General features: G+C 41.4%; 12 protein-coding genes. 5 read left to right on the forward strand and 7 right to left on the reverse strand.

The genetic code is table 11. From position 1 onward, the window contains the following. Positions 1 to 85: 85 nt before the first annotated feature. The 4 genes from QJ048_RS06060 to QJ048_RS06075 form a co-directional block, all read right to left on the reverse strand. Complete coding sequence (locus QJ048_RS06060; RefSeq protein WP_282333440.1) at positions 86 to 478, reverse strand: Hsp20/alpha crystallin family protein; 393 nt, start codon at positions 476 to 478, stop codon at positions 86 to 88. A gap of 163 nt (positions 479 to 641) precedes the next feature. Then, complete coding sequence (locus tag QJ048_RS06065; RefSeq protein ID WP_282333441.1) at positions 642 to 2,408, reverse strand: ABC transporter ATP-binding protein; 1,767 nt, start codon at positions 2,406 to 2,408, stop codon at positions 642 to 644. A gap of 56 nt (positions 2,409 to 2,464) precedes the next feature. Beyond that, positions 2,465 to 4,225, reverse strand: a complete 1,761-nt coding sequence (locus tag QJ048_RS06070) for an ABC transporter ATP-binding protein (protein ID WP_282333442.1) — start codon at positions 4,223 to 4,225, stop codon at positions 2,465 to 2,467. A gap of 751 nt (positions 4,226 to 4,976) precedes the next feature. Next, entirely contained in the window at positions 4,977 to 5,294 is a 318-nt protein-coding gene (locus QJ048_RS06075; RefSeq protein WP_282333443.1) for a hypothetical protein, read from the reverse strand. A 371-nt stretch (positions 5,295 to 5,665) separates the two neighbouring features. Between QJ048_RS06075 and QJ048_RS06080 the strand changes: the two genes are divergently transcribed. The 4 genes from QJ048_RS06080 (at position 5,666) to trhO (ending at position 8,652) form a co-directional block, all read left to right on the forward strand. Beyond that, on the forward strand, positions 5,666 to 6,298 hold the full coding sequence (locus QJ048_RS06080; RefSeq protein ID WP_282333444.1) for a DUF4142 domain-containing protein: 633 nt from the start codon (positions 5,666 to 5,668) through the stop codon (positions 6,296 to 6,298). Between the two features lie 3 nt (positions 6,299 to 6,301). Next, positions 6,302 to 6,895, forward strand: a complete 594-nt coding sequence (locus tag QJ048_RS06085) for a hypothetical protein (RefSeq protein WP_282333445.1) — start codon at positions 6,302 to 6,304, stop codon at positions 6,893 to 6,895. A 218-nt stretch (positions 6,896 to 7,113) separates the two neighbouring features. Next, on the forward strand, positions 7,114 to 7,323 hold the full coding sequence (locus tag QJ048_RS06090; RefSeq protein WP_282333446.1) for a hypothetical protein: 210 nt from the start codon (positions 7,114 to 7,116) through the stop codon (positions 7,321 to 7,323). 294 nt (positions 7,324 to 7,617) lie between these two features. Then, the gene (gene trhO / locus QJ048_RS06095; RefSeq protein WP_282333447.1) at positions 7,618 to 8,652 is read left to right on the forward strand and encodes an oxygen-dependent tRNA uridine(34) hydroxylase TrhO; all 1,035 of its coding nucleotides are present in this window, start codon (positions 7,618 to 7,620) and stop codon (positions 8,650 to 8,652) included. Positions 8,653 to 9,012: 360 nt separating this feature from the next. On the opposite strand, the gene QJ048_RS06100 is transcribed toward trhO, so the two are convergent. From QJ048_RS06100 to QJ048_RS06110, 3 genes are all read right to left on the reverse strand, one after another. Next, on the reverse strand, positions 9,013 to 10,203 hold the full coding sequence (locus QJ048_RS06100; RefSeq protein ID WP_282333448.1) for a pyridoxal phosphate-dependent aminotransferase: 1,191 nt from the start codon (positions 10,201 to 10,203) through the stop codon (positions 9,013 to 9,015). A 239-nt stretch (positions 10,204 to 10,442) separates the two neighbouring features. Beyond that, positions 10,443 to 11,234: a hypothetical protein gene (locus tag QJ048_RS06105; RefSeq protein WP_282333449.1), complete on the reverse strand. Its 792-nt coding sequence runs from the start codon at positions 11,232 to 11,234 to the stop codon at positions 10,443 to 10,445. 269 nt (positions 11,235 to 11,503) lie between these two features. After that, entirely contained in the window at positions 11,504 to 12,832 is a 1,329-nt protein-coding gene (locus QJ048_RS06110; RefSeq protein ID WP_282333450.1) for a serine hydrolase, read from the reverse strand. 161 nt (positions 12,833 to 12,993) lie between these two features. Between QJ048_RS06110 and secDF the strand changes: the two genes are divergently transcribed. Then, positions 12,994 to 16,107, forward strand: coding sequence for a protein translocase subunit SecDF (gene secDF, locus QJ048_RS06115; RefSeq protein WP_282333451.1), 3,114 nt, complete (start codon positions 12,994 to 12,996; stop codon positions 16,105 to 16,107). Positions 16,108 to 16,198 lie beyond the last annotated feature (91 nt).

The raw sequence follows: 16,198 nt of genomic DNA on the forward strand, positions 1-16,198 counted from the left end.
AATTTTCAAATTACTACATTTTCACATTTTCAAATTAAAAAAGGCTGCCTGTTAAGACAGCCCGTTTTTTGATTCATCGACTACTCTAGTTGACCGTTATATTGTGCTTTGATTCCTCTTTTCCGGGAATAATCGGCAGGCTTACTTCCAGTACGCCATCTACGTACTTCGCCGAGATGTTGCCTGCATCAATTGTTTCATCGAGTTGGAACGTTCTTACAAAACCTCCGCGGCTGTATTCACGTCGGATCCATTCGGGCCTTGGAAATCCTTCCGGCGGCGTGTAAGAAATGGTAAGTTCATTACCCTTTACATCCAGTTTGAAATGCTCTTTGATGCGGCCGGGTGCAAACACGAGCATTTCAAAGCTGTTGGCTGTTCTGTAAATGTTTACAGCAGCCCTTTCCATCGAACGGTTGAACAGTCTTTCCCTGCCCCCGTAGTTGCCTTTTGCGGCGCATGACTGATTGTAGTACATGTTGTCAATTTTGAAATGAAAAAATAAATACCTGATTAGGTAGACGAATGAGCAGGGAAAATATTTTAGGGGATTTTTGCCACAGAGGCACAGAAGAACAGAGGAGAAAATAAATCTCTGTTCTTCTGTGCCTCTGTGGCAAAAAAAAGCGCCGCAAGGCGCTCTAGCTTTCTCTTTTATTATGCATCAGCATTTCCATCGCATCATCAAGTGAGCCTGCGCGGATCACCTGGCCGCTGTTGACAAAGTATATTTCATCTGCATTGGCGATGGTGTTAAGTCTGTGCGCAATAATTACACGGGTGGTAGAAGAGGGAAGTCTTTGCAAAATATCTTCCAGTAATTGTTCGGTTATAGTGTCGATATTGGCGGTTGCCTCATCAAGAATTAGAATTTCAGGATTGCGTAAAACCGCACGGATAAATGCTATCAACTGCTTCTGGCCAAGACTTAAACTGTCGCTACCTGTTTTAAGCGGAGTATCCAAACCTTTTTCGAAGCGATTAAGCAATTGTTCCAAACCCGCCTGTTTCAATTCCTCTATCAATGCTTCGTTAGAGTACGAAGCATATTTTTCATTGCCGTATAAAATGTTGTCTTTGATTGTTCCAGTGAATAAAAACGGCTCTTGTAAAATGAAACCGATCTTCTTTGTTCGTTCAGTTGCTTCGTATGAGCGAATGTCTTTCCCATTTAAGTAAATAGTGCCACTTGTTGCATCATACAATCTTGCGATCAAAGAAGCCGTAGTTGTTTTACCGCCTCCGGTTGGTCCTACCAATGCATATGTTTTACCTTTTTCCAGTTTGAAATTGATGTTGTGAATTACTTCTTTACCATCAGGATAGGCGAAATGCACGTCTTTAAATTCCAGCAAAGAATCGCTTTTGTTTGTGGCGCTATCCGGAATGGGTTCAAGATTGTTTTGTAAGGCCAGTATTTGTGAAATTCTATCCCAGCCCGCCATTGCCACCTGGAAGTTTGCCCACAGTGCAGCAAGCTGTCTTAGCGGGTTATAAAAATTGGTAACATACGCGAGGAAGCTAATCAGTAAACCAACTGTAAATGCACCCGATGCGATCATGTAAATGCCCAATGACAAAACAATCAGTTGCCCAAGATTTGAAGTGAAACTAAACACAGGCATAAACAGGTTGTTTGCAAGACCCGCGCTAACGGCCGTAGTATATTGTTGTTTGTTTGCTTCGTTAAATCGCTGCCTGAAATAATCGCGTCGGTTAAAAGCAATGATCACTTTGAAATTGTTAAGGCTCTCCTGGATCTCAGAACTCATGTTGCCAAGACTTTTCATGTTGATGGCATTCCTGCTTTTCACCCATGGAGAAATGGTGCGTGTAAAAATGAAAAGTAATAGCGCAGGACAAAGCGCCGCTGCGCCCAGTTTAAAATTGATCGACAACAGGAAAATGCCTGCACCCGTCATGATGAACAAACTGCCTACAAACTGCATGAGTGATTGAGAAAAAAACTGGTTGAGTTTGTCTGTATCGTTGTTTACCCTTGATATAAGGTCGCCTGCTTTGTTCTGATTAAAAAATGCAACAGGAAGCTCCTGTAGTTTATTAAAGACCGCATTGCGCAATTGAAACAGCATGCGCTGGCCAAAACCACCCATCAATTTGCTTTGCAAATAACTTGTTCCAAATGCAAATAGATAAATCGACAGCAACACGCCTGAAAAAACAAGCACGCCGTGGAATTGCTTTGTTTGAACATATTTATCAATCGTGTGGCCAATGATCAATGGGCCAACCAGGTTGAGCGATGAATTTATAATAATGGCAAAGAAAGCCATGATCAATGTTTTTCTTTCATTTGACATCATCGCAAGCAATTTCTTCAATGCTGTATAAGTAGCATTTTTTTGCTTTGGTGTTGTCGTGGATGTATTAAGAAGATTGTAGTTCATTCGAGTTGTGAGTTCTGAGTTATGAGTTATGAGTCAGGATCGCTGAGATTCACCTTTCACGATTCGCGATTTGCTAATGCAGGTTCTTCGTACACATTAGTGCTTTTCTGCGATTCATAAATCTGTACATATTCCGGGCTGCTGTGCATCAGTTCGTCATGTACACCAGACGCGATGACTTCTCCTTCCATTAGTAAAATGATCTGGTCGTAATCCTTTACCGCATCTATTTTTTGTGTCACGGAAACGAGTGTAAGGCCAGGATAGTTTTTGCGCAGGTTGTTCAAAATTCTTTTCTCCGTATTTGAATCTACACGTGCAGTGAAGTCATCCAGCAATAAAATAGTAGGATTGATCGCAAGCGCACGGGCAAGCATAATACGTTGTTTTTGTCCGCCCGATAAACTCGTTCCTCTTTCTGAAACAACCGCATCAAGCTGGCCGGGTAATGAGTCGATGAAGTTTTTCAACTCAGCTGTTTCAATCGCTTTTGCCAAAGCTTCATCAGTAACGGTATTACTGAAAGCAATATTTTCCCTGATGCTCATGTTGAAAATGATGCTGTCTTGAAAAACAAATCCAACCTGGCTATAAAATTTTTCTTTGTTGTAATCATCAACCGGAATGTTATCGAAAGTAACTTGTCCTTCATTTGGTTTGATCAATGCCGTAAGCAGATACAGTAATTGTGTTTTGCCGGCAGCTGTTGGACCAATGACCGCTGTTCTGCTGACTGATTGTATATCCAGCGAAATATCTTTCAATGCTGGTTTTTCGCCATAAGCGAGGGTTATATTTTTCAATGTGATTTTTCCGGTTAAAGGATTTGCTACAGTACCTGTATCTTCTGTGTCAGGAGAGTTGAGCGTTTCGGCAATGCGGCCATACGATGCGGAAGCCTGTGCAATTACGTTGCTCATGAAACCGATCACAAGGATGGGGAAAATCAGCAGGGAAAGATAGCCGTTGAATGCAGCGAAATTACCAATTGTCATAGAGCCGTTAATTACAAAGTGGCCCCCTAATACAAGAATGGTAAGCATTGCAAGGTTGGCAACAAAAGTGATAACCGGAATCAATCCGGCAAACATGCGGAGGATGCTCATTCCAAGGTCGCGGGCCTCGCCATTGGCTTCAATGAATTTTTCATATTCAGGTTGCTGTGAGTTTAAAACCCTGATTAGTGCGGCTCCCAAAATACTTTCATTGATTACTTTGTTGAGTTTATCAATTACCTGCCTGCTTTTCATGAAGATGGGACGCACTTTTTTCAATACAAAAAAGAAAGCGCCACCAATAATTGGAATGATCATAAGCACAGCCAACGCCAGTTTCCAGTTGATCATTATTAATAAGACGCTTGCTCCCACAATGATGACAATAGAAGACGCAATGGAAACGATGGCCTGCGACACAAACATTTTGATGGAGTCAATGTCCGAGGTCAGGTTGGTGAGCAGTTTGGCAGGATTGGTTTCCTGTATGTACACGTGGCTCTGTCTCGATATGCGGTCAGAAAGTTTTTCACGCATGTCCCTTGCCACTTTTTCGGATGTGTAGGTCTGGACGATTGTTTGCAGGTAGTTGAAAAAGAAGATCAGCAATGTGGCTACGCCAAACATGAAGATCAGGTTTTTCATCACAAGCGCATTGTGGGTATAGTCGTCTATCCCCCTGGAAATCAGCCTGGGTATGATAAGGTTAATGCCATTACTTAACAGGGCAAGAAAAATCAAAAGGAAGATCATGCGCCTGTATGGCGTCAGGATTTTGAAAATATTTGGTTTCGCAGGTGTTTTTTCAGATTCTTTTTTCATAGCTGTTGGGCTCAATAAAGTCAGTTGGTATTGTAATGCTAAGCAAAACAATGAGTTAGAAAATGTGAAAGACGCTCAATGCAAAACGCCAGGCGACCGCGTTAGGCATTAGGCGTTCGGCGTTTCATTATGCTTCTCGCAAGGTAGACGGTTGAGTCAGGGAAATATTTTACAAGTATAGAGCTTTTTCAAAGAATGGGTGACGGGAAATGTACAGAGGGTAAATGGGGAGCATAGGCCACAATAATGTCGTTTTTGACAGTTTTTTGCAGAAAAATCAAGAAAAATTCAAGGTAAAAAAAGCGTTGGGCATTATTTAAAAAATCGATGAAATGCTTTGTGGTAGAGGGTGTTAACATTTTTTTTTGTGTTTTGCCATAATGAAAACAATCATTAATTGTCTTGCACACGCTTAATTGGCACCGTACTTTTGATATATCAAAGCGATGATGATAGAGACGATAGGATAGAGGGTCACGAAAAACAACAAAATCGCTTTCACAAACAAGATATTTAGAACTCTTTTTCATATGGCAAGCAATCGTTAGAGGCCATCTGTTTCTACAGTGTGGCTTTTTTTGTGCCCATAACTTTCCAAAACTTGAATGAAAATATTCTGATCCCTCTTTTGTAGATAATCTGAAACCTCATTGAATATAAAACCCGGCTTTTGGCCGGGATTTTTTTGCTTAATGCTTAACGCCCAACGCAGGGTTTTCCACGTTGAGCGTTAAGCGTTCAGCATTTATCATCAATTGCCCTTCTGAGCGTCATGTTTCTGATTATAAATCGCTTTGCTGGTTTTGTTTTCCTCGCGGTTCAATTTTGCTTTTTCCTTCTGTGTAACAACTCCATCTGCCTTTGCTTCTTTTTTATCTGACTGGATTTTCGCTTCACGTTTTTCAAGTCTAGCTGTTTCTTTAGCGTTAAGCTGACCTGAATCGATTCCTCTTGCAATTCTTTCCTGCTGATTATGCTGGCGTTTGTTTATTTCAGGTGTTTTCGTTTGGGCAAATGTGGCGCTTGTAATTGCGATTGCTGCGGCGAGTGTAACTGCTTTAATTTTCATTGTGTACGGTTTTAAAAATTGTAAATGTGTTTGCATATGAGACGATAAATTTTTTGCCGGGTTTAAATCCGTTAAAAAATATTTCGCTCACGCGGCGACTAACGTAATCGCCGCCCCGAATGTTGCTTCGGATTTTTTAATGAATGGTTAATGGCAGTTTATAGCTTTATAAAGGTCATTGGCTAAAGCCAACGATAATGGATTTGGCACTGGTTATGGAAAGCCAAGAAAGGGAACCTCATAAAAAGCATTCCTCGAAACTCAGGTGTGATGTGGGATATAAGGTGAATTGTTGCCTTTTTTGCACTTAATAATCCGGGTTGTAAGGGAATGATTCTTTTATCAGATACCGAAGCCAAAAGAGCGTTGTTATGAAAATCTTATATCTATGCATTGTGGGGTGTGGACTTTTCGTCGCATGCGGAAATCACAACCCGAGCGGTGACGTTACCAAAACGCAAAAAGAAAAACAGAAACTGATCGGCGATACTTCTGATCTTTCGAAAGAAGGAAGCGAATCAACCACTAGCGGAGTTACGGGTACTCAACCTAACAACAATAATGACTCAGGCAAAGGAAACAGCAACAATAGCGCAGCTTTTTATAAGGCAGCCATTGAAGGAAATTTAGCAGAAATAAAAATGGCAAAACTCGCACTAATCAAAAGTCCCAATGCTGATATAAAACAAGTTGCCAATCATCTCATAAAGGATCATAGCAGTTTTTTGATGCAGCTTAAAGTAATTGCGGATAGTGCTGCAAAATCGGATACGACTATCTCAACAGATGCCTCTACATCTATCAGGGATCTTTCTTCAGCGTCGGGAAATGTTTTTGACAACAAATGGCTGGATGCGATGATAGCCGGTCACGACAAGACAATCGGCTTATATGAGTCTGCTTTGCCAACGGCTAGTGATAAAATGAAAAATTTTCTGGAAGCAACACTTCCTCTCGTAAAGGATCATAAAAAGATGTTGCTAAACATTAAACAAAAAAGCTAGGATATGACAGACGAAAAAGACATTCCTAAACAAACGAAAGGCTCGTCAAAGGACATTAAAGAAGTGGCACATTGCAAAACGCCTGATGAAGCAATGCGGCTCTTTAACCAGGGAAGGTACAAGTTGTTGAATGTAAACAACTGGAACGAGTGGTGCGACAATGACGGCGCAGATTTTTGCCTGATGGATGAAACAGGCAAAAATCTTGAAGGGATTGCTGACGTAGGCGATTTTATTCGCATCGATATCCCTGGACCTGGCTCTAATGAAGGCAAAGGTTATGATTGGGTGAAAATAGTTAACATTGAAAACAAGGATGGTTTATTTACAATGACCGTAAAACCGGCGAGCGATCCGAATGTAGCAACGACTGATACCACACATTTCTTTGACAAGGATGCTTCGAGTACGTTTGAAATCAGTCTTAACGATAAAGATGTGTTGGCCGCCGTTCACGGAAGAAATGAAAAGCCAAACACAGAGGTCCATAACTTCTTTGATAAAATAAGAAATTTCGTTGTGGGCAAAACAGCCATTGCGGGATTTGCCAATCTTCAATGGCACAAGTTGGTGAAAGGAGTGTTGGATACGGACTAGGGATGTACAAAGTACGGTGTACGATGTATGAAAGTTATTCGGATGCGGCACTTTGATGTATGTCGTACACAGTACTTCGTTCATCGTACACACTGGACATCATACCTCTTCCAATCTGCAAACTCGCTGATTTTCATTTTTCTAATAACGAAAATTTGGTTTTTTCAAAAAAGCGCCTAGTTTTGCCCCCGGTTTTAACAATCCTTAAAAAAATAACAATGAAAAAAATTTTCGCTATCCTTGCTATCGCAGGTGCTATGACCGCTTGTAACAACGCTGCTGAGAAAACTGAATCTAAAGGTGACTCAACTACCACAACTACAACTGAAACTACAGTTAAAGCTGATACTTCAGTTAAAGCTTCTGGCGACACTACAGTTAAAGCTGACACTACTGTGAAAAAAGTTGATTCTACTGTAAAAAAATAAGCGTCAACTTATAAGATATAAAAGTCCTCCGCATAGCGGGGGATTTTTTATTTACGAAAAAACGAACGCCCGCCTGAATGAGTAGTTGGGCAGGCAGATCATCAAGATTTTCATGATTTATTATGATGTTTTTTTATTTAGATCATGACAAATCCTGACAATCATGAAAATCTGCGTTCCCTCTCTCTGGAGAAATTCTTAATTTTGCCGCGAAAATGAAATTTGGTTCACCCTGCAAGTGTCCAATCATTTATTAAAAGATTATCCCGGAAGGCGGGATTCAAATTTCGAATTATGGCAGTATTACACAATCGCGTCTCACAAAAAGAGCTGAAGGAACAGCTATTGAAAGAAACGGAATCCCGTACTACAATTTCCTTTTATAATTATTTCCATATTGGTGACCCGAAAGCATTTCGCGATGAAATGTACAAGGCCCTGCACACCCTGAGGGTTTTTGGTCGCATTTACGTGGCGCACGAAGGCATCAATGCCCAAATAAGTGTGCCGACGGCAAATCTCGATGCATTTACAAGTTATCTGAATTCAATCGAACCGCTTAAGGACTTGCGTTTGAACCTCGCGGTGGATGATCACGGTAAATCATTTTGGGTACTAAAGATCAAAGTGCGCGACAAGATCGTTGCTGATGGTATCAAAGACACCTCTTTTGATATGAGAAACAAGGGGAAATATGTGAATGCCGAACAGTTCAACGAACTAACGAAGGATCCCGAGACGATAGTGATCGACATGCGCAATCACTACGAATACGAAGTGGGGCATTTCGAAAATGCCATCGAGATTCCCAGCGATACATTTCGTGAGCAACTGCCGATGGCGGTTGACATGATGAAGGAGAACAAGGACAAAAACATTATTATGTATTGTACCGGCGGTATCCGTTGTGAGAAAGCAAGTGCGTATATGCTACACAGTGGTTTCAAAAATGTTTTTCACCTGGAAGGTGGCATTATCAACTATGCCAATAAGATAAAGGAAGAGGGGCTCGATAATAAGTTCCGCGGTAAGAACTTTGTGTTTGACGACAGGCTGGGAGAAAGGATTGGCGATGAAATTATTGCCAAATGTCACCAGTGCGGCAAACCTTGCGACACACACGTGAACTGCGCCAATGACGGCTGTCACCTGCTTTTCATTCAATGCGAAGAATGCGCTGCGAAATACGATAAATGCTGCAGCAAAGAATGCCAGGACTTTATTCACCTGCCAGTAGAAGAACAAAAAGAACTCCGTAAAGGCGTTGATAAAGGAAGAAACATTTTTAATAAGTCGAGGGCTAGGTTGAGACCGAAACTGGGGGAATAAATTGAAAGTTGAAAATTGAAAGTTGAAAACGTGTAGGGTCGAATCGCATTCGCCCCTGTAACACCCAACGCGTGCAAGAGAAAAACGCAAGGCCCACGCATTTTTTATAGTCAAACCATATAAATAAAAGAGGTTGTATCAAAAGTAAAAATGAGCCCTGAGAATCGCTTAAACGGCTACAACGCTCCATCAGGTACCCTAATAAAAAGAGGCTGACTCATACTTTTACACTGCCCCCATAAAGTGTCTAACTTTTTGGGGGCAGTGTATTTTATTTGAGACAGCCTCTTTTTGTTATCGATTTTGGAAAGTCGATTGATTTTGGTTTCCCACTTTCAACTTTCAATTTTCAATTTTCAATTAATGAAGTTTCGCCAACGCTTCCTTAATTCTCGCATACGCCTTCTCGATACTCGGTAAGCTGTTTGCGAAAGAAAGGCGGATACAATCTGGTTCTCCGAATGCACTACCGGTAACAGTTGTAACGTGTGCCTTGTTTAAAAGGTACATGCAAAGCTCATCTGCATTGTTGATGGTTTCTTCGCCGTCGGTTTTGCCAAAATATGTTTTCACAACAGGGAACACATAGAAAGCGCCATCTGGTATTACACATTTAACACCGGGCAATTCTTTCAGCAGTTCCAATACGCGTTGTTTCCTTTTTTCAAACTCTTTACCCATCTCAACAGTTGGTTTCAAATCTGCTGTCAAAGCAATGATGCCACCACGTTGAGTTACAGCATTGATACCGCTGGTAAACTGACCTTGTAGTTTTTCGCAACCTTTTACCAGGTCCGCGTTACCGGCGAGGTAACCGAGACGGTAACCGGTCATTGCATAACCTTTACTCAAACCGTGAATGATTGCCACGCGATCCTTCAATTCAGGGAACTGTGCAATGCTTTCATGATTGCCAACATAGTTGGTGTATTCATAGATCTCATCGCTCATGATAGCGACGTTCGGGTGCTTTTTGAAAACTTCTGCCAAAGCAGTCAATTCTTCTTTGCTGTAAACAGAACCTGTTGGGTTGTTTGGCGAAGAAAACATGAAAAGCTTTGTTTTTGGAGTGATCGCTGCTTCCAGTTCTGCCGGAGTGATTTTGTAGCGATTTTCAAAACTTGTTCTTACCAGCACTACTTTACCCTGGCAAAGTTTAACGATCTCGGAGTAGGTAACCCAATAAGGAGTAGGGATGATCACCTCATCATCCTTATCGATCAGCGCCATGATAAGGTTTGCGATGCTGTGTTTTGCACCATTGGAAACGATGATGTTCTCTGGTTTGTAATCCAGGTTGTTATCGCGTTTCAGTTTTGTGCAGATCGCCTGTTTCAAATCAGGATAACCTGCAACCGGCGTATAGTGAGAGAAATTTTCATCGATCGCTTTATGCAAAGCTTCCTTTATATGCTCAGGTGTGTCAAAATCCGGTTCACCTACGCTAAGGTCAATAACATCAATGCCCTGAGCCCTAAGTTCTCTGCCCAGTTTGGCCATTTTTAGTGTTTCCGGCTCATTAAAGCGAGCAAGTCTTGAAGATAATTGCATAATGGATATAAATATTTTTGGTGAGCAAAATTAAAGGAATCGCTGTTTTAATAAAAAATAAAACAAGGTTTAACTGAGAAAATTAGATAATATTTAGCGGGAATCGTCAATCGCGAATGGTGAATCGTCAATCGTAAATCGTGAATGACGTTTTATTGTTCGGTTTCTACACTCTGATCGCGTTTTGAGTTCATGCCGACCGACCAAAGAGCCTGCATTCACGATTCTCCATTCACATCCTAGTAATTCTTAATCACTTTTATCGTGGGTTTGTATAAAGCAGGATCGGTAAAATTTTTGTAATAGTAGGAACCAATCGCGAAAAATGAGTATTGGGAACTTACTTTGATGGCGATGGTTTGACTACTGTCAATAAGTTCTGTTTTATTGTGATAGATGTGCACGTGATAAGCTGTATCGGCATATACGTTGGTATTGAAACCGCTGTAGTCGATATCGTCAATTCCCTGATAGACCCTGGATAGTTGGTTCGGTTTATTCGACGTGTTTGTGAGCCATTTTGTCAAGTTCACTGTATCCAGCCTGTTTCCTATCAACATATGACGGATCAGGTACACAGTAAGAGAATCCTTGTTTGTTCCCGGCACAAAATTGAAAAAGCGAACTTTAGCTGCTGTATCGACCGGTGCAAAAAAGTCCTGAACCACATAAGCCGTTGCCCGATCTATCGAGTCAAACAGAAAAAAGCTGAATGCAGAGGCGGTACCAAAAACGAAATTGCTTTTACTTCCCAATAAATTGGTGTCCTGGTTTGCCGGGCTTAATTTAATGTTGCTAAAACCTGGAATGAACAGGGTATAAGGATTAGTTTGCGACCCGGAAAAATTTCCAAAACTTACCGGCTGGGCAGTAATAAGCTGGCCGCTCACGCTGGCATTGATAGGAAATCCGTTCAGAATAAAATTGCCCACTGTTAATTTAGCTTTCGAGCCCTCAGAAACCTGGTCGGTTTCCTTATTGCATGAACATATTACAATGGCCACCAAAAGAATAGATAATAGCGACTTCATAGCTGCAAGTTATGGGAATTTCACGCGAAAAATTTCACGCAAAGGCGCAAAGAAAACACAAAGGGCGCAAAGATTTCTCGCGGCAAGCGCAACAAAGCGGCGACGTAGCGCATTTCATGTAAAGCGCAAAAGGTCTCCGAAATTTTTACGCGACACTAATTATACCAGTACTCTTAGATAAAAATTCGCTTCATCGTTGCCCCGCCGCGTGAAACGAATCCCTTTTGCGCCCTTTGTTTTCCCTTTGCGCCATTGCGTGAAACACACCGCTACTTGTCGTATGTTATTTTGAACGTTGACAAATCCGGTGTGTGTTTTCTTTTACGTTGCAGTTCGTAGTTGTAAAAGACTTCGCCGAGATGCTTTAGATAAGGGTAGCCAACAGAATCGTAATCGTAATGATCATCGTTCATTACACCATCGCTGTTGCAATATATCGTGGCGCTTAGCATGAATTCAATCTTGTTCTCAAAGTCTGCGATGTAGGCAATGTCAGTAAGAAATCCATACGCATCGCCTTCCTTATTAAATATGCGGATTTGTTTTGGCAGGCTTCCTTTTCCGCTACCATATTTTAAAAGCTTTACGTAGGCATCATAAAATTCTGTTGTGTCATATTGCGGGAAGATCGTCTCGCCCGGAAATTGCGACATGTATTTTTTAACAAGAGAATAATCATCTTCCGTCAGGTTGAAACGTTGGTTTGGCGCAACTTCCTCCGGAAAGAGAACGCTCTTTAAAATATTGGTAAGGTCTTGCAGGCTCACTTTGTTTTTGCGGGAAAAATTCATCGGTTGATTGATCAACTCTCCATTTTTATAGTAAGCATTGGCAACGGAGTCATGCCTGTCCGGGTAAGCAAAATTGCTTCTTTGCAGCGGCTGCGAATACAAAATATTATTGGCAGTATCTAAAAACATGATAGGATTCGTATTTCTGTGCTGCTCCTCGTTCATGGAAACCTCGAGGCGGTGAACAATGGCTGCGCTATTGTAGCCCATCGCATGCAGGTGGTCGTTTATGTATTCCTGTCCAAGAAATTCGTATAAGCGATTATAGGCGTCATTGTCACTTACCAGGAAAATCTTTCGAATGTAGTTAGCAATTGTTGGTCGGCCGTCGGGGGAATTCGGATCGTTATAAACCGGTGTTTCACCTTTGAAGCCTGTTTCGGTGATAAAGCTGGTATTTTTATCCACACCTTTAATATTTAGCTCGTGGATTTTCTGGAGCGCCAGAAGGGCAACGGGCATTTTTACCGTCGATGCCGGGTAGAAGTAATTGTCTGCATTTACATTAAAATAATGAGCGGTAAAGGAGGGCTTGTTATTTTTGTTTCTATCAATGGCGGTATAAATAATCTGGAGCTTCAGATCTTTCTTTCTGGGAAGAATGGTGTCAAAATATTGTGGATAAGCTTTTAATATATTTTCTATTAACTTATCTGAAGAATTTGGGAAAATTGTTTGAGCCTCATCAGCCAAACTGCTATCGGCAACGGGCTCTTTTACTTCAACAGATTGTGCTTTTTTGGCATGACCGCAGGCGCAGCAAAAAGCCAGCACGGCCATCAGATAAATTTTAAGAATCAGGTTCATTTTGTTGTTCTTTTAAAAAAAGAATGGTCCTCTTTCAAAAATACCTATTCCCGGGCATTACGCCGGTATAATAAGAATATTGGTTGTATATGTCAAAATTTCATTGTAAATCCTATATTTGCCACTCTTTAAAAAATTCGTAAACGTAACAAAGAATCTCAATGAGAAGTTTGGTAAGCATTTTTGCTGCTTTTTTGATTTTAATATCCCTTTACCAGCTTTCCTTTACGTGGTTTGTGAACAGTCACGAAAAAGCCATGGAAGAAAAGGCATCCCGTTATGTAAAAACCAATTACCAAACGGCTGACGCAAAATATCCTGGAAATAAAGAGGCGCAAGCTCTTTACGAGGATTCACTGGATGATATTAAGAAAGAACGATTGCAACATTTGTTAGACAGTACCCGTGATCAAAAAATTACCTGGTGGGGTCAAAGCTATCAGAAAGCAAAAGAAAGTGAATTGCTTTTTGGTCTTGACTTACAAGGTGGCATCAACGTAACAATGGATGTCGCTTTGGATGGCCTTATCAAAGGTTTAAGCAACAATCCGGGTGATCCTGCATTGAAAAAAGCCATTGGAGAAGCCGTACACCAGAAATCTACTAGTGCTACCGACTTCATTACTCTTTTTGCACAGGTGTACAAAGAGCAAAATCCGGGTCAACCCCTTGCTCCTTTGTTCTCCAACAGTACTCGTAACAAATTAAAAGCAAATGCATCTGACGATGCAACGATCAGCTATATACGCGATCAGGCAAGTGCTGCTATGAAGCAGACTTTCCAGGTATTAAGCAAACGTATCGACAAATTTGGTGTGGCTCAGCCTAACATCAACCTTGACGAGAATAAAGGTATCATTACTGTAGAGCTTGCTGGTGCAACTGATCCTGACAGGGTTAGAAAATACCTGCAAAGCACTGCGAATCTTCAGTTCTGGGAAGTTTACAAACTGAGCGAGATCGCAAATTCAGTTGTTGCTGCAGATGAGGCACTGGCTACTTCGCTAAAAGGTGGCAAAGCTGCTGACACTACTGCTGCAAAAGCTGATTCAAGCGTTGCTGCTCACGATACAACTAAGTCTTTGTCTGAACAATTGAAAGGTGGTGCTGCGAACAACGCTGCTGCGGCAAAAACGCCTGAACAGTTAAGAGCAGAGCATCCTTTGTTTGCTTCAGTTCAGTTCTTGTTCCCTCAAAAACAAGGCGACAAAATTGACATGGCTCCATATGTAGCGATGGTGAGTGTTAAGGATACTTCAAAAGCTAATGAATATTTCAACAGCCCTGCAGTAAAAAACAGCCTGCCTGCTGATTTGAAATTCCTTTATGGTATGCAGGAGAAAAATAAAGAGAGCGGTAAAGTTTCTGAATATGTACCTGTATATGCAATCAAAACTGTTCCTGGTACAGCCAAAGCTAAATTGGAAGGTGAAGTGATCACTGATGCCAATCAGGATTACAATCCAATGAGCGCAGGCCAGGTTACTGTTAGCATGGACATGAATAAACAAGGTGAGAAAGTATGGGCGAAAATGACCGGCGACAACGTTGGCCGTTCTATTGCTATCGTACTGGATGACATCGTTTATTCCGCTCCAAATGTAAACGAACCGATCACAGGCGGCCGTTCTTCTATTTCTGGAAACTTCACTGCTGCTGAAGGTCAGGATTTGGCAAACATTCTTAAGAGTGGTAAGCTGGATGCTCCTGCTAAAATCGTACAAGAACAAGTTGTAGGACCTACTTTGGGTAAAGAAGCCATCAAAGGTGGTACTATGGCTTTCGCTATATCATTTATAGTAATCTTCGCGTTGATGCTGATTTACTACAACACTGCAGGTTGGGTGGCTAACATCGCCCTTATCCTGAACTTGTTGTTCACGATTGGTGTATTGAGCGCTTTGGGTGCTACGTTGACTGCTCCTGGTATTGCCGGTCTGGTATTGACCATCGGTATGGCCGTGGATACAAACGTAATCATCTTTGAGCGTATCAAGGAAGAGCTTACAAAAGGTAAAAACTATCACCAGGCTGTAAAAGATGGTTACCGCCGTTCACTACCTCCGGTATTGGATGCGCACGTTACCACTTTGCTGACTGCATTAATATTGTTCTACTTTGGTTTGGGTCCGGTAAAAGGTTTCGCGACTACACAGATCCTTGGTATCCTGTTATCGTTGTTCTGTGGTATCCTTGTATCACGTTTGATCACTGATTTCTATACTCAGAAACAACGTCACTTCAACTACTTTACAAATGTTTCCCGCAAAGTATTCAAGCACGCGGCTTACAAATTTGTTGAGTACAGAAAAGTTGCTTACGGTATCTCTATTGTAGTATTGATTCTTGGTGTTAGTGCTGTCTTCAATGGCTTCAACGAAGGTGTTGAGTTCAGCGGTGGTCGTAGCTACATCGTGAAATTTGACAAACCAGTTCACGCTGATGATGTAAGAAATGCATTGGATAAAGAATTCGGTAAGTTCCCGTTGATCAAAACTTATGGTGACAACAGCCATTTGGACATCACAACAGACTACCTGATTCATCAAGAAGGTTTGAGCACAGACACACTTGTACAAACTAAATTGTACGAAGGTTTGAAACCATTCCTTGGAAACAATGTTTCTCACGATGATTTCGTAAAGAAAAACCTGCAAGGTTCTAAAAAAGTAAGTCCTACGATCTCTGATGACTTAAAGAGCGGTGCTAAATGGGCAACTTTTTGGTCATTGCTGATCATTGCACTCTATATCTTCTTACGTTTCCGCGACTGGAGATTCTCTTTGGGTACAATCTTCTCTTTGTTGCACGACGTATTGGTAACATTGGCGGTGTTCTCATTCTTTAAAAACATTGTACCGTTCCCATTGGAGATTGACCAGCACTTTATCGCTGCAATCCTTACGGTGATTGGTTTCTCAATGAACGATACGGTAATCGTATTTGACCGTGTGCGTGAAAATGCGAAGAACATGAGAGGCGCAACAAGAGGTCAGATCATCAATAAATCAATCAACGATACATTGAGCCGTACGATCATGACTTCCTTAACTGTATTCTTAACCATCCTGATCCTGTTCCTGGTAGGTGGTGAAGTAACAAAAGGATTTGCGTTCGCAATGTTGATCGGTGTTATCACAGGAACATATTCTTCTATCTTCGTTGCCGCTCCGATCCTTGTGGATTTCGGCAAAAACAAACCTTTAGGAGAAGCTGACTTGATTCACCACGAACCTAAGACTACTGCGCCTGCAGCGACTACAGCAAAATCATAATTATCTTTTAGAGAGATTATATAACAAATCAGCCTCCGGTTTTCGGGGGCTGTTTTGTTTATAATAATTGAATAACTGAATGACTGAATAA

Source organism: Pinibacter soli (assembly GCF_029961145.1).
Classification (GTDB): Bacteria; Bacteroidota; Bacteroidia; order Chitinophagales; family Chitinophagaceae; genus Pinibacter; species Pinibacter soli.